Source organism: Paenibacillus sp. TY11 (assembly GCF_059772165.1).
The window spans coordinates 13,856-34,781 of record NZ_JCBAIQ010000037.1 but is presented as its reverse complement, the minus strand read 5'-3'; the positions used below and the strand labels follow the sequence as shown (position 1 = coordinate 34,781).

Annotated in this window: 25 protein-coding genes and 2 pseudogenes; 14 read left to right on the top strand and 13 right to left on the bottom strand. The window is 45.5% G+C overall.

Annotated features, from left to right (window positions below):
• Positions 1 to 126 (bottom strand): annotated as a pseudogene (locus AC6EJC_RS25465) (hypothetical protein); the annotation flags it as partial.
• Positions 110 to 1,252 (bottom strand): annotated as a pseudogene (locus AC6EJC_RS25460) (DEAD/DEAH box helicase); the annotation flags it as partial. The pseudogenes AC6EJC_RS25465 and AC6EJC_RS25460, both read right to left, overlap by 17 nt.
• 349 nt (positions 1,253 to 1,601) lie before the next feature.
• Between AC6EJC_RS25460 and AC6EJC_RS25455 the strand changes: the two are divergent.
• The 7 genes from AC6EJC_RS25455 (at position 1,602) to AC6EJC_RS25425 (ending at position 5,414) form a co-directional block, all read left to right on the top strand.
• Positions 1,602 to 2,060: a hypothetical protein gene (locus AC6EJC_RS25455; RefSeq protein WP_444956328.1), complete on the top strand. Its 459-nt coding sequence runs from the start codon at positions 1,602 to 1,604 to the stop codon at positions 2,058 to 2,060.
• 38 nt (positions 2,061 to 2,098) lie between these two features.
• Positions 2,099 to 2,743: an immunity 50 family protein gene (locus AC6EJC_RS25450; protein WP_444956327.1), complete on the top strand. Its 645-nt coding sequence runs from the start codon at positions 2,099 to 2,101 to the stop codon at positions 2,741 to 2,743.
• Complete coding sequence (locus tag AC6EJC_RS25445) at positions 2,736 to 3,143, top strand: hypothetical protein (RefSeq protein WP_444956330.1); 408 nt, start codon at positions 2,736 to 2,738, stop codon at positions 3,141 to 3,143. The genes AC6EJC_RS25450 and AC6EJC_RS25445 overlap by 8 nt, the downstream gene beginning before the upstream one ends.
• A gap of 178 nt (positions 3,144 to 3,321) precedes the next feature.
• Complete coding sequence (locus tag AC6EJC_RS25440) at positions 3,322 to 3,951, top strand: hypothetical protein (protein WP_444956326.1); 630 nt, start codon at positions 3,322 to 3,324, stop codon at positions 3,949 to 3,951.
• An 83-nt stretch (positions 3,952 to 4,034) separates the two neighbouring features.
• The gene (locus tag AC6EJC_RS25435) at positions 4,035 to 4,562 is read left to right on the top strand and encodes an SMI1/KNR4 family protein (RefSeq protein WP_444956325.1); all 528 of its coding nucleotides are present in this window, start codon (positions 4,035 to 4,037) and stop codon (positions 4,560 to 4,562) included.
• Positions 4,546 to 5,106 (top strand): hypothetical protein, encoded by a 561-nt coding sequence (locus tag AC6EJC_RS25430; protein WP_444956324.1) that lies wholly within the window; start codon positions 4,546 to 4,548, stop codon positions 5,104 to 5,106. The genes AC6EJC_RS25435 and AC6EJC_RS25430 overlap by 17 nt, the downstream gene beginning before the upstream one ends.
• Before the next feature lie 2 nt (positions 5,107 to 5,108).
• Positions 5,109 to 5,414 carry an Imm26 family immunity protein gene (locus tag AC6EJC_RS25425; RefSeq protein ID WP_444956323.1) on the top strand — a complete coding sequence of 102 codons (306 nt, stop codon included), beginning with the start codon at positions 5,109 to 5,111 and terminating at the stop codon, positions 5,412 to 5,414.
• A 68-nt stretch (positions 5,415 to 5,482) separates the two neighbouring features.
• Here AC6EJC_RS25425 and AC6EJC_RS25420 read toward each other — a convergent pair whose 3' ends face one another.
• Positions 5,483 to 5,944, bottom strand: coding sequence for a hypothetical protein (locus AC6EJC_RS25420; protein ID WP_444956322.1), 462 nt, complete (start codon positions 5,942 to 5,944; stop codon positions 5,483 to 5,485).
• A 289-nt stretch (positions 5,945 to 6,233) separates the two neighbouring features.
• On the bottom strand, positions 6,234 to 6,317 hold the full coding sequence (locus AC6EJC_RS25415; RefSeq protein ID WP_444956329.1) for a putative holin-like toxin: 84 nt from the start codon (positions 6,315 to 6,317) through the stop codon (positions 6,234 to 6,236).
• 127 nt (positions 6,318 to 6,444) lie between these two features.
• Here AC6EJC_RS25415 and AC6EJC_RS25410 point away from each other — a divergent pair, with 127 nt between their 5' ends.
• Positions 6,445 to 7,107 (top strand): hypothetical protein, encoded by a 663-nt coding sequence (locus tag AC6EJC_RS25410; RefSeq protein ID WP_444956321.1) that lies wholly within the window; start codon positions 6,445 to 6,447, stop codon positions 7,105 to 7,107.
• Positions 7,092 to 7,226, top strand: coding sequence for a DUF7716 domain-containing protein (locus AC6EJC_RS25405; protein WP_444956320.1), 135 nt, complete (start codon positions 7,092 to 7,094; stop codon positions 7,224 to 7,226). Before AC6EJC_RS25410 ends, AC6EJC_RS25405 begins: the two co-directional genes overlap by 16 nt.
• Here AC6EJC_RS25405 and AC6EJC_RS25400 read toward each other — a convergent pair.
• Positions 7,216 to 8,850 carry a DUF6138 family protein gene (locus AC6EJC_RS25400; protein ID WP_444956319.1) on the bottom strand — a complete coding sequence of 545 codons (1,635 nt, stop codon included), beginning with the start codon at positions 8,848 to 8,850 and terminating at the stop codon, positions 7,216 to 7,218. The genes AC6EJC_RS25405 and AC6EJC_RS25400 overlap by 11 nt on opposite strands.
• A 157-nt stretch (positions 8,851 to 9,007) precedes the next feature.
• On the opposite strand from AC6EJC_RS25400, the gene AC6EJC_RS25395 reads away from it, so the two are divergent.
• Positions 9,008 to 9,784, top strand: a complete 777-nt coding sequence (locus AC6EJC_RS25395; protein ID WP_444956318.1) for an SMI1/KNR4 family protein — start codon at positions 9,008 to 9,010, stop codon at positions 9,782 to 9,784.
• Positions 9,785 to 10,054: 270 nt separating this feature from the next.
• Positions 10,055 to 10,288 carry a hypothetical protein gene (locus AC6EJC_RS25390; protein ID WP_444956317.1) on the top strand — a complete coding sequence of 78 codons (234 nt, stop codon included), beginning with the start codon at positions 10,055 to 10,057 and terminating at the stop codon, positions 10,286 to 10,288.
• 62 nt (positions 10,289 to 10,350) lie between these two features.
• Here the strand turns inward: AC6EJC_RS25390 and AC6EJC_RS25385 are convergent, their stop codons facing one another.
• Both AC6EJC_RS25385 and AC6EJC_RS25380 read right to left on the bottom strand, forming a co-directional pair.
• A complete protein-coding gene (locus tag AC6EJC_RS25385) occupies positions 10,351 to 10,965 on the bottom strand; it encodes a TetR/AcrR family transcriptional regulator (protein ID WP_444956316.1) in 615 nt (204 codons plus the stop codon).
• Between the two features lie 25 nt (positions 10,966 to 10,990).
• Positions 10,991 to 12,475 carry a phytoene desaturase family protein gene (locus AC6EJC_RS25380; RefSeq protein WP_444956315.1) on the bottom strand — a complete coding sequence of 495 codons (1,485 nt, stop codon included), beginning with the start codon at positions 12,473 to 12,475 and terminating at the stop codon, positions 10,991 to 10,993.
• A gap of 412 nt (positions 12,476 to 12,887) precedes the next feature.
• Between AC6EJC_RS25380 and AC6EJC_RS25375 the strand changes: the two genes are divergently transcribed.
• Positions 12,888 to 14,120: a peptidase gene (locus AC6EJC_RS25375; protein ID WP_444956314.1), complete on the top strand. Its 1,233-nt coding sequence runs from the start codon at positions 12,888 to 12,890 to the stop codon at positions 14,118 to 14,120.
• 381 nt (positions 14,121 to 14,501) lie between these two features.
• On the opposite strand, the gene AC6EJC_RS25370 is transcribed toward AC6EJC_RS25375, so the two are convergent.
• A complete protein-coding gene (locus AC6EJC_RS25370; protein WP_444956313.1) occupies positions 14,502 to 14,609 on the bottom strand; it encodes a putative metal homeostasis protein in 108 nt (35 codons plus the stop codon).
• A gap of 463 nt (positions 14,610 to 15,072) precedes the next feature.
• Between AC6EJC_RS25370 and AC6EJC_RS25365 the strand changes: the two genes are divergently transcribed.
• Both AC6EJC_RS25365 and AC6EJC_RS25360 read left to right on the top strand, forming a co-directional pair.
• Positions 15,073 to 15,315, top strand: a complete 243-nt coding sequence (locus AC6EJC_RS25365) for a helix-turn-helix domain-containing protein (RefSeq protein WP_023990771.1) — start codon at positions 15,073 to 15,075, stop codon at positions 15,313 to 15,315.
• A gap of 140 nt (positions 15,316 to 15,455) precedes the next feature.
• Positions 15,456 to 15,725 carry a helix-turn-helix domain-containing protein gene (locus AC6EJC_RS25360; protein WP_444956312.1) on the top strand — a complete coding sequence of 90 codons (270 nt, stop codon included), beginning with the start codon at positions 15,456 to 15,458 and terminating at the stop codon, positions 15,723 to 15,725.
• 154 nt (positions 15,726 to 15,879) lie between these two features.
• On the opposite strand, the gene AC6EJC_RS25355 is transcribed toward AC6EJC_RS25360, so the two are convergent.
• The 5 genes from AC6EJC_RS25355 to AC6EJC_RS25335 form a co-directional block, all read right to left on the bottom strand.
• A complete protein-coding gene (locus tag AC6EJC_RS25355) occupies positions 15,880 to 16,755 on the bottom strand; it encodes a cysteine ABC transporter substrate-binding protein (protein WP_444956311.1) in 876 nt (291 codons plus the stop codon).
• An 18-nt stretch (positions 16,756 to 16,773) separates the two neighbouring features.
• The gene (locus AC6EJC_RS25350) at positions 16,774 to 17,529 is read right to left on the bottom strand and encodes an amino acid ABC transporter ATP-binding protein (protein WP_444956310.1); all 756 of its coding nucleotides are present in this window, start codon (positions 17,527 to 17,529) and stop codon (positions 16,774 to 16,776) included.
• A gap of 18 nt (positions 17,530 to 17,547) precedes the next feature.
• Positions 17,548 to 18,225 carry an amino acid ABC transporter permease gene (locus AC6EJC_RS25345; RefSeq protein ID WP_444956309.1) on the bottom strand — a complete coding sequence of 226 codons (678 nt, stop codon included), beginning with the start codon at positions 18,223 to 18,225 and terminating at the stop codon, positions 17,548 to 17,550.
• On the bottom strand, positions 18,206 to 18,871 hold the full coding sequence (locus AC6EJC_RS25340) for an amino acid ABC transporter permease (protein ID WP_444956308.1): 666 nt from the start codon (positions 18,869 to 18,871) through the stop codon (positions 18,206 to 18,208). Before AC6EJC_RS25340 ends, AC6EJC_RS25345 begins: the two co-directional genes overlap by 20 nt.
• 220 nt (positions 18,872 to 19,091) lie before the next feature.
• Positions 19,092 to 20,540, bottom strand: coding sequence for a SulP family inorganic anion transporter (locus tag AC6EJC_RS25335; RefSeq protein WP_444956307.1), 1,449 nt, complete (start codon positions 20,538 to 20,540; stop codon positions 19,092 to 19,094).
• Positions 20,541 to 20,926: the final 386 nt, after the last annotated feature.

The following is a 20,926-nucleotide window of genomic DNA, read 5'->3' as shown; positions in this document are numbered from 1 at the left end:
CTTGAACGCATTGTACAGAATGCTTTGAGTAACGCCTCGTTTTCCGTCGAGCATGATGCGGTTGATCAAGCGGGTAACCAACTTGCTGCTATATACCGGATCTGGCAACAGCCGTATCGGGAGCAGGTCTACGCTGCCCGCCGCCCTCACTGCTGGTGAATGTGACACCAGCAACTTTCTGGATATTCCGAAGCTCCGGAATATCCCTTGGCGTGGCGAGCGTCACCGCCACACCTTTGCCTCCGGCACGGCCGGTACGCCCAATGCGGTGGATATAGCCTTCGGCATCCTGCGGCATGTCGTAGTTGAAGACATGCGTGACGCCTTCTACATCCAGGCCGCGTGCGGCTACATCAGTCGCTACGAGCAATTGAAGTTTCGCTTCACGGAACGCCTTCATCACTTGCTCCCGCTTGTTCTGCGACAAATCCCCGTGAAGCTCACCGCTCTCGAAGCCCATCTCTTGCAGCTCCTCGTTCAGTTTGGCAGCCCGGCGCTTCGTACGGCAGAAAATAACAGCCAAATACGGACGATCCGTATTCAGCATATCCACCAATGCCTGTTGCTTACCACGGTCTGTTGTTTGCACAACGACCTGACGGATTTGGCTCACCGGAACGGAAGAAGCGGATTTCACTTTGACATCTACGGGTTCGTTCATATAGACACGAGCCAGCTTGCGAATACCGGCTGGCATCGTAGCGGAGAACAGCATCGTCTGTCTCCGGTAAGGAACTTCCTGAAGAATCGTCTCCACATCGTTCAAAAAGCCCATGTGTAACATTTGATCGGCTTCATCCAGGACCAGCATTTTAATGCCACCCAGATCCAGCGTGCCACGTCTCAGGTGATCCAGCAGTCGCCCAGGTGTTCCAATAATCAGTTGTGCGCCGCCTTTCAGTTTACGGAGCTGACGCTCCACATCCTGTCCTCCATATACAGCCAGTAATGATAGGTTCGGCTCCGTAGCAGCCAAGCATTTTGCTTCCTCTGTAATCTGGAGCGCCAGTTCACGCGTAGGTGCAATCACGAGCGCCTGTGGGTATCGCTTGTCCAAATTCAGCTTTTGTAGAATCGGCAGTAAAAACGCAAGCGTTTTTCCTGTTCCTGTATGTGCCTCGGCGATAACATCCTGACCTTCCATCAACAGTGGAATGGATTCCTGCTGTACAGGAGTTGGGGCTGAAATCCCCTGCTCTTTCAAGGCTTCTACCCAATGTTGCTCTACGCCTAATGCTGCAAAATTTTTCAAGTGGTATTCACTTCCCTTATCTGTATTCAATATGTGTCACGTAAAATAGGTTCATGTGCCATATGACATCTATCGTTCCATAGTTCAGAATTCCCATTTTTGCATCGGTTCTCATTCTACCCTTTTCAGGAAGGGAGCTTATCCGTTATCGTTGAATCTGTTCCTGTAACCAACATACGGCCGCAAGGCGGCTCAGGCCGTTCCATTTATGACTTTCCTAGTATACGCGAAGTTGGACTGGTTTCCAAACGATTTAATGAACAATTCCAAAGCCAATGCAAAAGGTGAATTCAATCTCCATGTCATATATTATGGTAATAGAATTGGTAATTCATAAATAAAAGGATGGATGCCTGTGGTCAACAACCTGCATTACAATTTTATAATGACAGGGCGCCTTGCGGAGAAACACACCGTATTTTCTAAAGAGTGTTTTACTAACTTGCTCGATGTATTCGAAACGCTCCTGAATGTATCAGGTATCCTCAATACCCGTGTGTCAACGCCGGAGGTGTACATTCTTTTGTCCAATGACCCCATGTGCCAATCTTCTAATAATTGCGGCATGCTCGTTTCAATCCGTCAGGACGTTTATGAAAGTATCGACCAAACAATCGTCGAAGACGTTATGATGAAGCTGAGCCAGTCGTTAAAGGCAAAGAAGCTACTACATAGCTCGCGTAACTTTTATGCTGGCAGTAAAGCACGCGCCATTATGGATATTCTTCCATTTATGCTTGAACAGGATACCCCGGATATGAAGTATGTTTTTCAATCGTGGACTCCATTCCCTTTACCACACACTTAAACAATCCGTCATACTATTAACCTAGGAGGCTGCAATTTATGCACATTCAAGTTCAAAAGGTTGAAAAAAAAGAGAACGAATATCTCATTCGATACCAAGCCGGGGGAGCGCTACCGTTCGTTCCGCATGATATTGTTCTGATTCATGGCAAACAGTATTTTATTGGCACGATTTTGAAAGTGGAGCCGGAACAGGTCCTTGTACGTATCAATCCAGAATATGAAAGCCAACTGGCAGGCACAATCGGACTGGAACTGGCTTTCTCTCCAACTGTTTCTATTCAAGGAGCGGACAGCATTGTCGAAAAGCTCGGCTATTTCCCTCCCTTTCATTATGACCGAATTACGGATGCCAATATGACGAAAGACCAAATTACGTTGACGATTGAGCTATCCCCCGCTACCGTACTAGTCCCTAAATCTCCGGATCTGGAGCCTACGGCTGAGGCACCTGTGACACCGGAAGATCCAGCAAAGGACATTCCACGTTATGCGGTGACTTTTGCATTTCTGGAAACTAAAGAGCACGTATTAACCCCTGTAGAAACAGAAAACATCATTTTGCAGCTTGATTTTCGCTATGAAGAAGCAGATATGGTCGTCGATATTGATGCCTTGTCGGGACTGTCAGGTAGCTTTCTGTGCAGAGGCATCCGTGCAGAGATTACGGAACTTGATGAATAAACAAGAGGCTCGCGAGCTTTTACGTTGTCATTCTTTTGTTCACGATGATCTGAATCATCCCAGAATGCAAAACGGATTTCTAGGGATGCTTCGCCCCTTCCAGGGAGAACTGATCGAGGATAATTTCCATGAGCTGATGACCATCATTGAAGTACTGGCAGATGAGTTGGAGGAACCATCCGTAGAGCGGGAGCTGATTGCCGCTCTGTGGGGGATTTGCCAATATACACGGGCATGGGCATTGTATCCTGATGGTATGCTGCAGCGAAACAACCTGCTGACAGTAGAGCAGATCAACACCCTCGACCATTGGATTGATACCATCTCCTATACGGTAATGGTGCTGCTGGAGGGTGGTGGAACGGAAGAAGCTTTATCGAACTACAGACATGAGAGTTGATCCGCAGTGATACATATATCTTATTCAAGGAGGCCGCTTTTGCACTGCTTCGCGCACATAAAAGCATGCCTTTCGCACAACATGCTCTGAAGCAATTATCGCAGCATGAGGAATTCGGTGCATCTGCCAAACGGGAGCTGTCCACATAATCGACAACCAAAGGAGAATCACTCTACTTATGCGTGTAAGAATATTTATATTCATATTGATTATCGGGATTATATGTGTGCCTGCCTATTTTATTATGAGCAGCTTTGGATTATTTCAAAATGAAAAGGTGCTTGTACATTACAAGCTTGCCATTGAGGTAAAGGATAAAAAGTATGATGCCTGGCCTTTAATCAGCAGCTATACCGCTATAGATAAAAAAGGGGACAATCGTCAGCTCTACTATCAGGCGGAGGGCTCAGGCATAGAGTATCTGTTTCAACTAGCCTACGGACAATATGAACTCCGACCCTCCAAGGAAAATCCTTTTCTGGACGGGGGAGTCCACTACACCATGGACCATCTTGAGTATGTGCGTGAGGAAAAGCAGTATGAGAATGCTAACGACTACACGGAATTAACCCATTATTACAATCAGCAGGAACAGATTATTTATACCTATAATCCCGAAGCCAAGCTCGATAAAACATACGTCCGTTCCATCATCACCGCTGGGATGACTCGCACAACCGGTAGATCAAGCCGTGCGGTAAAGGATGACTATATCAATATCAGTAAGCTGTTTAAGGACAAGCTAGGAATGAATGTGAAGGTGGATGTGGATGAGGACAACAAAATCGTCACCCTATCCATGACATGATCTCACAAACGATGCACCGCTGCGTCGTCTCATTTTCAAAAAAGAGATCTATGGTTCACTAGGATCAAGGAGGCTGGTTGTTGATGTCATTCGCAATTGAATCAGGGCTTTCGCCTGCCCAGATCGCAGCATTGGAGGAACAGATACAGCGTAAATTGCCCGCTGGCTATAAACGTTTCCTTTCACAATATAACGGCTTTTATGTAGCCGCCCCTTTTTATTGCAATGTGCCCTTCGATCGCGTGGATAACGGAGACATTGATTTGACTTGTTTTTTCGGATATGAGGTATCCAACAAAAATCATGACCTTCTAGTGATTAATGATGAGTTTCTGGATGAAATCCATCATGTCGAGAACGCTTTGTTAATTGGTGCAGATGCGGGCGACAATTTTTACGTTCTGATATGTAATGAATACACCCCGTATGTGTACTACTGGGACCGCACACATCTTCATGCTTATGATGACAAACTGAACTATGATATTGCAGAGCAGGACGAATGTGGACATTTGTATCTGGTGGCAACAGACTTTACAACGTTTTTTAATCAGGTAACTGAACGACTCAACGAGCAGAAAGGGAGGCCTACTGATGACAGAAATACATAATCCTAAATGGGGACCGGCTTATTTGGAAGGTTGGGTTGTACCCGAAAACCCGGGGGCATGGGTCGAGCAGGAGTGGACAGGTAAGCTCCGTTCACAGGCCGGACATACGAAATTCCACATTTTTTATTATGGAGAACTTATGGACGAGCTGATCGCTGTAACTGAATTTGCACCCCAGCTCATTATTGCAGAAGATGCAGTCACAGGTGAACAAATCGTGATTTTTGACGGAACCCGTCATGGTTACGATGCTCTGCTATCCGAAGTTTATACCAAGGAACAGCAGAACAATCGCACTCTCCTGCTGCCCTATCTGAACGAAGATGGTGAGGATACCTTTGAGGTAAGCATAACTGCTTTTTATAATGTTGATTGGGATGATGAGTTTGCAGACGATGTGGATGAGAATGGACAGCTGGAGTTGGTCAACGGCGAACGATGCGATTTTGAAGATGCGAAGCGGAACGGCTATGATGCGATCAGCATTACGATTACCAGCGCTAAAGGTCTAAAAACAGAGATCATTCAGGAAGAGCTGGCCTGAAGATGGTGTTTAAGAGAATCAAGCATCGGGAAGGCGATATTTTTGTTATCCCCATGCATGACGGCCGATTTGAAGTTATATTCACCGCTACCCAAAATCTGACGGAGGGAGTATGGCCTATTATCGATCAGCGCCCTCTATCCGAGGAACAACAACAGCTAAAATATTTTAATTGTGCGGGCCATCTGTATTGCGGGGATGAATATATACGCAATCTGGAACTGGAACAATATAATCAATATACTGTAATGGGCGTGGCTGGATATGAGTTGGTACAGCGATATTTAGCCCAATATGATGACCACTAGCAGAAGAATAGCAGCGCAGCGCTAATAACCACCTTGAAGTTTGAATGCCAAGGTGGTTATTAGACCTGTTAAAAGGGCTCGAACGTATAAGGGAATGGTGTACGCTCTGTCCCCAATACCGACTTCACGCGCTCTTCATCCACCAATGCTTCGACGAGGCTATACAAATCCGAGGCTGCATACCGAAAATTGCCCCATGTGCGTAGATTCAAAGCATAGACTGGGAATTCTCCCCGTTCATCAGGCGATTGAACATCCCAGATCAGCAGGTCATCCCCTCCACTGGAAGCGAAGGGAACCGCATGCTCCAAAAGTTCTGGAAAACCATCTGGCTCCAGCGCCGCTTCTTGTAAAACCTCTTCCGATTCCAGTAAATCATCAAACCAGGCCCGCCCGTCATGGTAACGATAGAGCCAAGAATCTGGGTGATCGCCAAGAGGAATATGAATGTTCCATAAGCCGCATAGTCGCCCGTAACCAAGAGTTTTGACATAATCTATAAGAAGGCGGAAAGCCCATACCATTTTCAAAACGATGCTCTATTAGAAAAGCCTCATCATAATAAGCCTGAAACTGCGGACGTTGCAGCCCTGTAAAAATGCTCATGTTTGCCCTCTCCTTTTGCACGTCCTATTCACCTTTTCATCCTTCGGCGCATTGAAAAGGCCATTTTCAAGTGTTAAAATGGGAATAAGATGTATATTCTAAAAAAAGAGTGAAGATGCGTCAACATCCTCACTCTTTGGCAACAGCCGCTTTTAAGGGCGGTGGCTGCAAGTTTACGGTATATGAAATAGACCGGTTCCTACCACGGGCGGTCTATTTCTTTTTATGGAAGGAAAGAATCAGGATCACCAACGTTGCAAATTGAATCATCAACATTAAGGAGTCTTTAACCTCCACAGGCCTCACCTCCTTTACAGGAGACTAGCCGACCGCCCATCTAAGCCATTCTGTTGTTGAGGAATATTATAACATATGACTAATAAAATGTACGTTTTTACGCTCTTTCCGAAAAGGAGGAACGAATATGGAGCAAAAGCGCTTCAAAGATGAACATGGATATAAATATGACTTTAGCGCCGTGATCAGGAGAGGAGAACAGGTGGCTGTTCACTGCCCCCGTTGTCAGGGCCAAGCTTTTATTTCCAAATCCAAAGAAGACTGTTATTACGTCGTTCGATGTTTTCATTGTTATTACACGTATCAGCAGCCAGAATCGTATACATTCTATGCACGCGGCGTATGCAACCATTGCGAACGGTATTTTAATATCGAAATCCATGATGACCGAACGATTACCCATAAACATACGAATATAAACTGTCCGCACTGCGAGACACGTAATCAGGTTCCGGTGCATCGTGTACAATCACGTGAATGGCATACGAACGTAATCCAAAATGGAAAAGACCCTATCTTCCAGCTCCAGCTATACTTCCTTGATTACTATCGGGGTAAATCTGTCTGGGCCCTTAACCGGACACACCTGAATTACCTGCTCTCCTATATCTCTGCCGAGTTGCGAGAAAAGCCTACATCCGGTATGATGCGTACGGCTTCCCATTCCATTCCCAAGTACATTAAGGATGCGAAGAATCGCCAGGCCATCTTGAAAATATTACAAAAGCTACAGCATAAGCAAGCCGCTAAGGGAGGGCCTAGCCAGACCATCACGTGCAATCTTGGCTAGAGGTAGCAACTGTACAGGATGTTATTGAAGTGCTGCGCCGCAACGGAAGCGAGCCGGATATTCACCGCATCGCGCAGGGACTGCGATATTATCATGAATATGATGCTTTTATGGAATAAGCGTCTCCAGCAGCACTTTTACCTCAGGGGCAGCCTGTTTCAGGCTGTTTTTTAGTTTCTTCACGCCACCCCATATACGATAAACAAGCACCTCTTGTTCATAGTCTTCCAGCTTCTCAAGCTCCTCTATCAGTACCTGCGCCTGCTCTACGGTTTCGATTCCGGATGACTTCAGTGGTTTGGCAGACTCGTTGCCTGCCAGAAGAATCCTCGTCCAAACGGGAATCGTGTCAGGTGTCAGTCCATGTGCGTCAGCAAATACAGCGGCGTAACCATCCTGTACGGACTGATGTTCACTGTCCACCAGCTTCATATAACGATTCACTAATGGGAAATAGTTCGTTCCTTTAAGGCCCAGTCCCATCACCGCATAGGTTCCCGGCATCGCCGACTTTTCACCTGGCTCTACATCGTTATACCACTTGAACTCTTCCATCACGACCTCGGCATATTCAGCCAGCAACGGATGCAGCGCAGGGTATTCAAGTGCATTGGCGAAGAAACGATGTAACGTAGATTTGGCCAACTTGGGCACAGGCAGGTAATTTTTCACCTTGCTTTTGAACTTCATCCGATATTCCTTGGTAAAGCCCTTCTTTAAAATATCGCATAAATATACGAGCGCTTCTCTATAGCTTTCTTCTTCCTCTGAACGAATCTGAACCTCCAGCGTTTGCAAAATATCATTGGCTTGGCAGATGACTCGCTCGCTTGTATGTAGCGCTGGGATGCTTCCTGATCCGCTCTCAAGCCACACGGAAGCCTGCTCCGAGCCTAGCTGTGCAGCAATCTCCAAATATTTCTGCCGTGCATCGGCATCGGTCGAACCCACCCGCATCGCGGTAAGCAGGAACATCTCCATAGCTGGGGCAGAAATTTCCGAAGGGAGAATATCAGGCTTCACCGTATACTCCAGCCCGTAGTTTTTTTCCCGATCTGCATACTTGGCCAAAAATTCATCCTCAGCCCATCGCTTTAAGCCACTACTGAGCTGATACCTCCATGCTTCCTCACGGTTGCGGCTGACCTTCACTTTGGCATCCATTCGATTGAGCAGCTCATCTACCCGCTGGGCGTCTATAGGGTACAAATGAGGATCAAGCAAGTGCCTTACTAAGAAAAAATCATCTTCTTCCTTCGGGATAGCTTTACTGGCGGGGTTGAGCTTTTGCTCCACAAAGTGTTCAATAGAGGCTAATAGGCGCTGCCGTTTATCTTCGTTCAGAAGCGAGAATGTAAAATGACTGGCCTTATTCTCCAAGACCACTTCCAGATGAAAATCCAGCCGATAACGAAAAAACATAGAACTAAATTCTTCCGACTTAAATAGAGCCTCTATCTTTTTCCTGAACATAGGCATCCATTCGTCCTGCACCTGCTGCAATGTTACCCCATCTGTAAAACCAGAAATTTTCGTATCCGGTCTACGATGATCCCAATCAAACGGTTCGTAGGTATCCACCCACAGCCCATCCTTCTTACAGGTAACTTTTAAGTATTCATGAATTCCTTCGTGAAGAACACTTTTTGTCTGGAATTCGGCGATGCGCTTGTGCTCAGAAGCGCACGCCTCATCAATCGCCTCAAAAATTGGATTTATGTAGGCTTGTACCTCTGATGTCATACGATGTGCTCCTCCTTCGTCCCCTTACAAATCGTAGTTCCTACATAATTAAGATAGACTAATCTTTAACTATTTTATTTCCTGATTATAGCATATCTCTCATTTATATTTGGACTCCAGCCGATAGATAGAGTCCCAGAAAGCAGGTGTATTCTACATGTATTGGGTTTCTACACAACACACGTCAGTGGCTGCCGATGAACTGACAAATTTTGAGCATACCTATGGAATAACTTTACCAATTGCCTATGCAGTATTCCTTACTCGTTACGGGCCGGGAACCTATTGCGGCCTACTCGTAATTGAACGGCCAGATCCTCAACTACTGCAAGCCTATGCGGATTACGAACTGTGGACGCATGATGATAACTGTCCAATCACAGCGCAACAGCTGAGTGAGTGCGTGGTCATCGGCTGCTCCATAGATGGTGACTTCCTAGCGATTCACCCTCAAGTTAAAGGCTTGCTATGGCTGCCACGACACTCGGAGATCATTACTACGAAGACTTTAGATGTTCAAGTTCCATTCACAGAAACATTGGAGCATATTCTACAGGATACATTTGGAAGAGTGGAGCCATTCCCCCGTTATTTAGAACCTGTCAGCCCAGACAAAGCCGCTACATTCCTACTGTTTAACCCCCCGGATACGGCCGAAGCCTACAATCCAGCCCATCCGAGCGATCAGGCCCTGGATTTTGCTCCAGCATCCATACAAGTATTGGCTCAGCGTTTTAAACAGCATTTTGACTCAAATCTATGGATTGAAAATGAGCATATCTGCATGGCTTTTCTTCAAACTCTAGGCGGATACGTGCGTTTCAACTATGCATATGGACGCGAAGTGGCGATCATCTATGAACAAAAAGGGAAAGCGCTTCGTGATGAAATTCTAACATTCTTGCAAAAAGAGCATTGCCGGGTTGTAGAGTAAGAGGAGGACGAATACGAATGACAGTACATTTTGCACAAACCTTAGAAAAACTGGAACAAGTCGTTGATCGTCTGAGACAAAGTGGGATGCCTGACGTGGTATACCAATGGACGGAGGGGATTTCTACAGGTGAACTAACTGAGCTGGAGGAACGGCTGCAGATGCCTTTGCCTCCCTCCCTGTCTGAATTGATAAAGCGGTGTGGCAGCTTATATTTGCTATGGTGTCTCCCCCAACACTGTATTGTAGCCAATGGACCAGAGTGTTCATATGAAAGCGGATCCGAAGGATATTTTCCTTGTCTGGGAGCAGCGCATTCAGCGTAGCCCAGCTCAATCGCTGGATATTATGATTCATCGGGATCTTCTTCCCGCTCTGAAAGCAGACGCTTGGGCTAACATCTCAGACCTGCTTCATGCTTCTTTGCAGCTCGTTATGCTCAAAAAAGACAAACGTCGTATTGAAGCCGTGCTTAAGCAGCTTTCAGATTTGGAACTTTGTTAACCTCTCGGAATTGTCGTATGCGGACCCGCATGTACAGTGGTGTGAGGAGACGTGCCGCTGCGTCAGCGGCTTAACCCCCGAAGGAAAGTATCTATAGTAAATGAAATCAATTCATCATTTGATTTTGCCATAGGAAGCTCAAAATTCAGGAGCAAAGAAGTCAATCCGTGCAACATACTCCATACGGATCTGGCGATCAGGCGTTCATCTCCTTGAATGATGCAGCCCTCCTCCATAGCGGCCTTAAGTCCGGCTTCAAGCAGTTCAAAGCCTTTAAAGCGTCCACTGTCTATAAGGCTGACCAAGCTTACAGATTCCAGGTTGCTGATAAACAGAATGTTGTAATATTCCGGGTTAGCCGTTCCAAAACGGACATAAGCGTCGGATACTGTTTTCAGTGTGTCCAGAGCATTTAATCCCGCTGCCTGTGCTTCATCCACACGCTGCTGAAGAGCCTGCAGGAACAAGGCATTTCCTTCTAGCAGCAGTTCACGGACAACGGCTTCCTTATTGGCAAAATAATGATAAATGGTCGTTGGTGAATATTCGATCTGATCCGCAATTTTGCGCATGGAGACTTCGGCATACCCTTGGTTAAGGAAAAGCGACCGGGCGGCCTCAATGATTTTCCGGCGGATCTCACTGCTTTCACGTTCTCGGCGTTTGATATGTTTCATGAGTAGATGTACTTGCCCTTTCTGCCTACCCCAATTTGGCGGCGATACGATCAGCTTCCATTATACCCGAGTTCATAGCTCCTTGAAACCCGCCCCCGGGCTGTGTCCAGGCCCCTACCAATGATAGACGGTCTACTGCTGTTTTGTGCTTCAGTCTTTTTATACCGGACTGCCGGACAGTTTGTGCATAGCCATAAACGGCCCCGTCGGGATTAGCGGTATAACGCTGCATCGTGCGCGGTGTGCCCAACTCGGCCACCACCACTTTGCTGCCAAAACCCGGATACAGCTGTTCAAGGCATCCCAGTATCTGCTGTGTCACGGCTTCTTTTTTGGCTTTATATTCGGGACGTGCGGTAGGCCAGTTCTCCAATCTGTCCAAAAATGTAACTGCGATGACACCCTTTCCCGGTTCATTGAGCTTAGGGTCCATGGCGTTATAATTGGTGAGCATCCAGTTGCCTTTAGTGTACTGGCCGCTCATCATAACTTCATAATCTGTCTCCGAATCCGGCTCATTACGCAGGATTAAGTCTTCTTCGGTGATGCCAAGCTCATGAGGTTCGCACGATAATCCAAGATATAGCTGGGTGAGAGACGTGCCAGTCTCCAGACTGGTGACAGCTTCCAGCTCACGACGGACAGCATCATGGTTTTCCAGTAGGCGGCCATAGGTATGATGGGGACTGATACCAGACACAATCCAGTTGGCTTTATATACATCGCCTTTTTTCAGACGAACTCCAACTGCTTTACCGCGTTCGAGCATAATCTCAGACACCTGACTGCGCAGGTGAACTTCTCCTCCTGCTGACTTAATAGCGTCAACCAGTGCATTGGATAAAGCCTGTGCGCCTCCCTCAATGTAATACGTCCCCTCCAGATGGTAGCCGATCCAGGGAATGAAAAAATACAAGGCCGCAAGCCGCTTCGGAGGCAATCCATAATAGGCCCACAGCGCGGTGAAAAATTCCGTGAATCGGTCAGACAACCCGAACTGGCTTACAGCTTCCCAGGTAGTCATTTGCGTCCAGCGGAAGAAGGTTCCTGCTTTGAGCAGGCCAGCCGCCTTGTACCAGGAAGTGAGGGAAGAAAAAGCGGAGAAGCCTGTTTCAAAACGGCGAATGCCCACAAACAGACTGTCGATGGCTGCCACCTCAGCAGGAAACATGTTTTTGAGGAGCTGCACATACTCCTGAACATCGGACGGAATATCAATAATTTGCCCCTCCCAGCGAATGGAATAAGGGTGTTTTTTGCGGAGAGGCACAATCCGCTGATCCGCATTACAATCCTTCAGTAGCTGAGTAAAGCTGCCTCCTTCGAGTCCGCCGACGCCATGCAAGGATACGTCAAAAGTGTAGCCCTTTCTTGTAAATTCGGTTGCATAACCGCCAGCCAGAGTATGGCTCTCAAAAACAGCTGTCCGGTAACCGAGCGCGGAAAGTCTTGCTGCACAGGACAAGCCACCCAGCCCTGCGCCGATGACAATAACATCATATTGGTTCATGATTTTGTCTCCTTTTGTTAACATCATTATATAAGTTAACAGTGTTAAGTTTAGAATATTATATACTACAACATTATCGTTGGAAAGCCCCCGTTTCTTGGTTTCCTGCTATAAAACATTTCGATCTATCTATTGCTAATCACATGTCGCTTTATGGATTTTGCAAAATCCTAAGTTGCGAAAGTAGATTTTTTTTATAAAAAACATCCAAAATTGTAGCGCTTTCACTTGTCAGATTCCAATGAAGATGCTATCCTTCAAGTGGGATTGTTACTGAAAAGGCAAAACCCGAGTACATTTGTGTACCCGGAGTTTGCCTTTTTTTGATTTGTATGAATTCAACAGCATACAGTCAAGCATCCTGAACATGTAGAAAGCGCTTTAAAAAATGACACCAAAGGAGATTAATCTCATGCAAAAAAGACGTTTCGCCCTTGTTTTATTATCTTTCGTGTTCCTGCTTACGATCTTTTTCCCGTCCTCCAGCTCTGCCGCAGCAGCAGATGTCCCAGCACCTCAGCCTACCCTGCTTACTCAGGTACAGCCTTTAGGTGAAGTCGTTTCTGCTGTTGTACTGAAATACAGCACCAATATTGATGGGGCATCCTTGTCCACTTCCAGCTTTCAGGTTCAATCTGTACTCAATGATGTATACACAGACAGAACCGTGACTGGTGTATATACCAACGATACCGGGGCCATCACCAACCGTAGTACTCATGGCAAATATGTCGTGATTGAGCTAGATACGCAAGATAAAAATGCAAGTACCCTTACTTACGATGCAACAAGCGCAGTCAACCGCATCAACACGTTGAATTATTACATTAGTCAAAAGAAAGATATTGTCACTTCGAAGAAAACAGCCATTCCAGCCTCTGCACAGACTATAAATGCAACTAATAAAATTACACCTATCGTGGACGAATTCCAAAAAAACACCTTTGAAAATAAAGAGGGCTTCAAGCTCAACTACTTTACGTTTGAGCCTAAAGTAGAGTCCGGCAAAACCTACCCGCTGGTTGTGTTTCTGCACGGAAATGGTGAGCGTGGTGACGGAAACGGAGTAAACCTGCTGGCGAATGCCGGTGCTGTTACTTGGGCTTCTCCTGAGCAGCAAGCCAAACATCCATCCTTCATAATTGCTCCACAAAGCCCGATTGACCTGGATCATAAATTCATTTGGGCGGATGAGCCGCGCAACAGCGCTGTAGCCGATTTGGTACGTGAAACGGCGTTAAAATATCCGATCGATACTAACCGAATCTATATCGTTGGTATTTCTCAAGGAGCTATGGGAACATGGAGATTGTTGGAAAAAAATCTTGACCTGTTCGCCGCAGGCGTACCCATTGCCGGTTTGACCAACTATGAAAAAGCCGTTAACATGTACGCCCCTGTTGAACCTACACACGTCGAAGTATTGAAAAACGTTCCTATTTGGGCCTTCCATGCTGCAGACGATACCACAGTAAGTCCTAAAAACTCGCAAGAAATGGTCGCTGCCATTAAAGCACAAAACGGAAACCTCATTCACTTCACTGAATACGAAGCAGGGATTATCAAACCTACGGGACACTTCTCCTGGGTTCCGGCTCTGCAAAATCAGGATATGATTGAATGGCTGTTTGCACAAAAGAAATAAATGTAGTTTTTGTATTAAAACCGAACTTAAAAGTTTCATATTGTGCCACTACACAGTCGGATAGTGCTTCCCATCGCCACCGCCCCCGGATTTCTTGAACAAAGCCTTTTATAGAGTAGTAATCCGGGGACAAAAGCGATCGCTTCGCTTGTACAGCACTATTCCGTCTACTCCGTTTTTATGTTCATTTTGAGTTTGGTTTTTTTATATCTCCAAATAATGCGCCAGAACGGTTCGATACCCGCCTGGCGCTTTTTTATTATTCAAAAAAAGACACCTACTTTCCTGTGTACCACCATCAGGAAGGCAGGTGCAATATCAAAACGAGGAGACTGAAAAATTTGACACTGGTATTGCCATTTGCAGTTAACTTGTAACCTGCTACTTCGCTCGTTTCGCAGCTTTGATCGTTCTCAAAGCTCGTCTGCGAGTTACCTTGTTCGGATTCCGAAGCTGTCTTCTGGCAGTAGCCACATCTGCTTTAGCCATGTGTACATCACCATCCTATTCACTTAGGCTCATAGCGGGAGCATGCACCTAAAGACTTAATGATAATGAGAATCATAATCATTTAAAATTATATAATGAAATCTACTAGCATGCAAGAGCTTTTGGGGAAGTATGTATCTTTATTAGGACGGTGTTCATTTCACCCTTTTACGCTTCTGTGTTACATTATATAAGTAAAACGAGAACAAAAATTCGAATCAGAATTTACGTTCGCCATTTTTCATAGTCCTTTATTCCGAGAATGATACTTACTTTTTCAAAATTACCTTTGTTCATTTAGATTTAGCTCCCTTCACATCTATTAAATCGGTCTTTACTAAAGATTAGATTCGCAATTTTATAACCTTTAAAGATTAACCTTTGTAGTTATTTTATATCCTTTAAAGATAAACTTCAATAGTTAATACTATTTCTATTTAAATTTCTATAATGAGGTGTATGTATGGGAATTGTTTTTAAACTTGAAGAATTACTTCGAGAAATCGGGATTACTAAAAACGCTCTCGCTCGTGAGGCAAAAATCAGGCCTAATACCATCTATGAGATGTGTAACAATACATCCAAGCGAATCGAATTTAAAACATTTAATACCGTGATGGAAACACTGATTCGGCTCTCTGGTCGTCCATTAACCCTACATGATGTTCTCGAATATATACCTGAAAATGAACTAGAGAAACACTAATTCATTCATAGAATAATCCGCTGCACCTTATATCTCTGCCCTGGCAGGGATATTTTTTTCCTTGTTATTTAGCATAATCGTTATCATTATTTCAGAGTACGTGTAACTAGAATCTATACTGAAAAGGAGTATTTTTCATCATGAATATTCATGAGAGATATCATTTTAAACTTGGCGATATTTTAGAAGAGCTTGATATTTCCCGAAATAAACTGGCCGTAGAAGCAAAAATACGTCCGGCTACTGTAATAGATATGGTAAATGACAAAACCAAAAGACTTGAATTAGAAACACTTGTCCATATCCTGGATGCTTTGAACAGAATTGCCTATCAACGAAGATTTTCAAGGACTATTACTCTTGCTGATATTATAGAATACATCCCCGAAGATGGAATGGAGAAACAGTGAAACTATAACATGAGAATGAAGATTACTATTGGCCCAGCGGACATCTCCATGACTAAATAAGTAGTTGCCCGTGCTCCCTTTTCCCCATATGAAAGAAGCGTTGGGACAGCAAGCCCAACGCTTCTTTATAATTAATAAGCAACTTATACAATAATTAATCCACTTTACCGCCCTCTACGACCAATTGATCTTTAAAACCTTCTCCGTAAACGGAGGTCAGCGTGTCCTTATAGGCTTGATGGACAAAGTTTTCCTTGCCCAGCGTAGCCAGCTCATTGTTGATCCAGTCCAACAGCTCCTTATTTCCCTTCGCTACTGCCGGTGCAATCGTATCTTGACCACCGAAGGCCGGAATGGTTACGGTGAAGCCTGGGTTGGCCTTTGCCCAAGCGATCAGCTCTGTATTATCGTTGGCAATGGCAGCGCCGCGTTTGTCTTTGAGGGCTGAGAAGATTTCTGTGTATTGATCGAATTTGAGCAACTTGATGTCAGGATAATTTTTCGTAAAATAGGTTTCGGCTGTCGTTCCCTTTGCAACAATCAGCTTTTGATCCGAATTCTTCAATTGATCAATCGTGGTGATTGGAGCGCTGTCAGGTGACACAATGCCAAAGGATAATTTCATATACGGGTTAGCAAAATCGACCTTTTCTTTACGCTCATCCGTTACCGTAAAGTTAGCCATGATGATATCTACCTTATTGGATTCCAAATAGGCGACCCGGCTGGCTGCATCCACTAGTACGAATTCCACCTTGGATTCATCACCCAAGAGATCTTTGGCAAACCGTTTCGCAATATACACGTCAAAGCCTTGATTCTTCCCTTCCGAATCCACGTAACCAAAAGGCGGCTTATCCGCAAATACACCAATTCGAATCTTGCCGTTCTTTTTAATGTCCTCAATCGAAGCAAATTTAGCCGAACCCGAACTACCGTTAGCATTGCCACCTCCTGCACATCCTGTTAAACCAACGAGCAGCAAGCTCAAAGCCAGTAATAACGTCGTGAACTTCATTCCTTTTCTCATCAGTATTCATCCCCCTATTTATATCGTTTCGTACTGAAATATATCCAGAAAGTGCTGGGCACGCTCTGTTTCCGGTTGGGTAAAAAATTGCTGTGGCGTGGTCATTTCACATATCTGTCCTTGATCCATAAAAACGATACGGTCTCCTACAGATTTGGCGAATCCCATTTCATGCGTCACGATAATCATGGTCATGCCCTGTTGTGCCAGCTCTCGCATGACATCCAGCACCTCTCTGACCATTTCCGGGTCCAAGGACGCGGTGACCTCGTCAAAGAGCATAATTTCAGGATTCATACACAGGGCGCGCACAATCGCAATCCGTTGCTTTTGTCCGCCTGATAATTGTCTCGGATACGCATCTTTGCGATCCAGCAGACCCACTCGCTCCAATAGCTGCTCTGCTTGCTTGAGTACTTCCTGTTTGTTTCTCCGCTGAACTTTAAGCGGGCCGAGCAATATATTTTCCAAGACCGTCATATGCGGAAACAGCTCATAGTTCTGGAACACCATTCCGATATGCTGCCGCACCTCACGCCAATTCACTTTTTTATCTGTCAGATCCTGTCCTCTATAACGGATATCCCCGCCTTGGACTGGCTCCAAACCATTGAGACATCGGAGGAGCGTGCTTTTCCCACATCCCGAAGGACCGAGAACGACCACGACTTCCCCTTTCGTTACGTCGAGATTAATCTGTTGTAGCACTTTTCGGTCCCCGAAGCTTTTGTGCAGCCCTCGGATTTCCAGTAAAACTTCCACAGCCTCTCCCATGACACCCACCCCATCCTGCTAATTTTGCCATCTGCGTTCAAATCTTTTGGAAAGTCTGGATAGCGGATAGCATACGAGAAAATACAATATGAAAATAAAGCCGTACACCCAAAAGGATGCCGAAGGCGCTTTGATTACACCAAGCTCAATAATCTGCTGCCCGACCTTGACCACTTCCACAACACCGATCAGCACCACTAATGACGTTGTTTTGATCATCCGTGTCGCCAGATTAATAGAACCCGGAAGCATTCGACGCACCGCCTGGGGAATGAGCACATGACGGTATAACTGTCCGTATGTCAGTCCTAGTGCCTGCCCGGATTCCACCTGATGCTTGGGCAGTGATTCCAATGCACCACGAACGATGTCACCAATCTCCGCAGCTCCCCACAGGCTGAATACGATAATTGCTGTCAATTCCCCACTGATATTTACACTCAGCAAAGGAGTGAATCCAAAATACACCACATACAACCACACCAAAATCGGAATTATGCGAAAGGTCTCCAAATATAGTCTCAGCACAAACCGAATCGGCCTTGATTTTAATGTGCGCAACAACCCCATCAAGATGCCTAATAAAGTACCGATAATAATTGAAATAAAGGCAATCTCCAGCGTAACGAGCAATCCCCCTAATAGACGCTCGAAATTGGAACCTTCAAAAAGCACATTAATCCCCGAATTCAGCATATCGCACCTTCCTTTCCACCCACGTCAGCAGCATCGACAAAGGTAAAAGCAGGACGAGATATGCCAATACCAGCAGAATTAGCGATTCTGTTGTTTTGTAGTACATGCCGATCAGGTCTTTTGCCACATTCATCAGATCTAATAAAGCGATGGCGCCAACAATAGAAGTCTCCTTGAGCAGAAAAATCGCATTCGCTCCCAAGGACGGAACGCTGATGGCAAAAGCCTGAGGCAAAATAACATATCTCGCTAGTTGTATTTTGGACAGTCCGAGACTCAGCCCGGATTCCGTCTGGGTTTTGCTCACCGCTTCAATTCCACCACGAAAGGCCTCCGCCATATAACCCCCACCCAAGAAGGTCATGCCCACAATGGCACACGTCATTTCGCTCATATGCAGACCTATTTTCGTAAACCCGTAATACAGAAAATATAACTGTACAAGCAGAGGTGTATTTCGGGAAAGCTCAATATAGCCTACAATGATGCCGCTGATTCCCCTCACCTTGTAATACAACACGATACTACACAGCAAACCGACGACTAGTGAAAACAAAATGGCAAAAAAAGCGATCTTCAACGTCAGCCACATGGCTTCTCCATATAACGGCAAGCTCTCTACGATAAACTCCCAGTCTAAGTTCATATGTACATACCTTTCGATTTTCAATTATTCCTATGTATTTGGTAAGCTTAATAACAATGATTGTATTCCCGCCCAATTATTACGTCAATACTTTGATGAAAATTTGTCATATTTATCTATGATTGAGGAAGAAAATTGTTGTTTTGTTTCAGAAATAAATAAAAAAAAAGCATGAAATGGATAAATTCCATTCATGCTCTAATTTATGCTATACGATTCATCACACGAGCGGCTCCGTAACAAGGGGACCGCCGAGCTTCTCTACAATTAAACGGCTTTCCTCATTTAACCCCCGCAGAGTAATGGATTTGCCGGATTTCGCGTACTTTTGCAATACCTTGCCAATGGCAGTAACCGCCGAGTGATCCCAAATATGAGAATGGCTAAAGTCCACCACGACGCGCTCTGGGTCATCCGCAGGTTCAAAATGATCGACAAAATGAGTCGTGGAAGCAAAAAACATCGGCCCCCTAACATGGTACACTTTCTCATCGTTGTTCTCAGTTGCGCTGATGCGGATTTTAGCCATTTTCCAGCCAAAATGCAGTGCACTCAACAGCACGCCTACGATCACACCCTTGGACAAGTCGTGTGTAGCCACCACGATGATCACCGTAACCACCATAATAAACGTGTCCGCTTTCGGAACCTTTGCGATGTTTCGGAGCGAATTCCAATCCACGGTCCCGATACATACCATGAACATGACTCCGACCAATGCTCCCATCGGTACTTCCTTCACAACCCCGCCAAGCACTAGCAGCAGAAAGGCCAAAAATACCCCTGCCGTAAAAGTGGACAAACGCCCTCTTCCTCCCGAGCTGACATTAATAACGGATTGTCCGATCATGGCACAGCCACCCATACCACCAAAAAAGCCATTTACAAAGTTAGCAATCCCTTGCCCACGGGCTTCCCGGTTTTTATTGCTTTTCGTTTCGGTCATTTCATCCAAAATACTGGCTGTCAGCAGCGATTCCAGCAGTCCAACCAGCGCCATCGTAAAGGAATACGGCAGCAAAATCCGCAACGTATGCAACGACCACTCAATTTGCGGCAAATGGAATGAAGGCAACGAGCTGGTTAGCGTACCAATATCACCTACCGTTTTCACATTCAATCCAAATACATACGTAATGATCGTCATGATGATGATTGCCGTCAATGGAGCGGGAATGCTTTTCACAAATCTCGGTAAAATATACACAATGAGCAGCGTACCCGCTATCATCGCGTACATGATCCAATTAGCTCCATGAAAGTGGGTGAGTTGCGCCATAAAGACGAGGATCGCCAGCGCATTCACAAATCCGGTCATGACCGGCTGCGAAATAAAGCTGATAAAGCGACCTATTTTCAAAACACCCAGTAGCACTTGAATAATTCCTGCCAAAATGGTAGCTGCAAACAAATATTCCACGCCATAATCCTTCACCAAGCCTACGACCAGCACTGCTACCGCCCCGGTTGCTGCCGAGATCATCGCTGGACGTCCACCTGCAAAAGAGATGACAATTGCCATTGAAATGGAGGCATACAGTCCGACCATGGGATTGACACCCGCAATGATCGAGAAGGCAATCGCCTCCGGAATTAGCGCCAGCGCCACGGTCATGCCCGCAAGTATATCAGCCCGGATATTACCGAACCATTGTTGTCTAAAATTCATACTGTCTCGTTCCAGCCTCCTATATTCACGGAGAACAGCGTATTGACTCGCAACCCAATGTTGCTTTGGGCATCCGTCCAGCGGCCAATCGCCAAGGCTCTCCTATCATTCAGCTCGTCTCTCTCAAACGAACCCGTCCGTTACATTCAGTCCATCATTATAACGTAAGGAGTTCGCAGAAACGAGTTAGGTAAGAGGCTGTTTACAGAAAGAAATCATTCATTTCCTTGAATTATCGCCCAGTATCTTCATCTTATTCGTTTTCTTATATTTAAAATTTGCGGCAACTCCGTACCCCTACCATAAGGAGTAGTCAGGCGGTGCCACGGCACATCTGCAATTTGGAGACTATTGTTCATCTTATGTGTATCCATAACTTCTCCTTT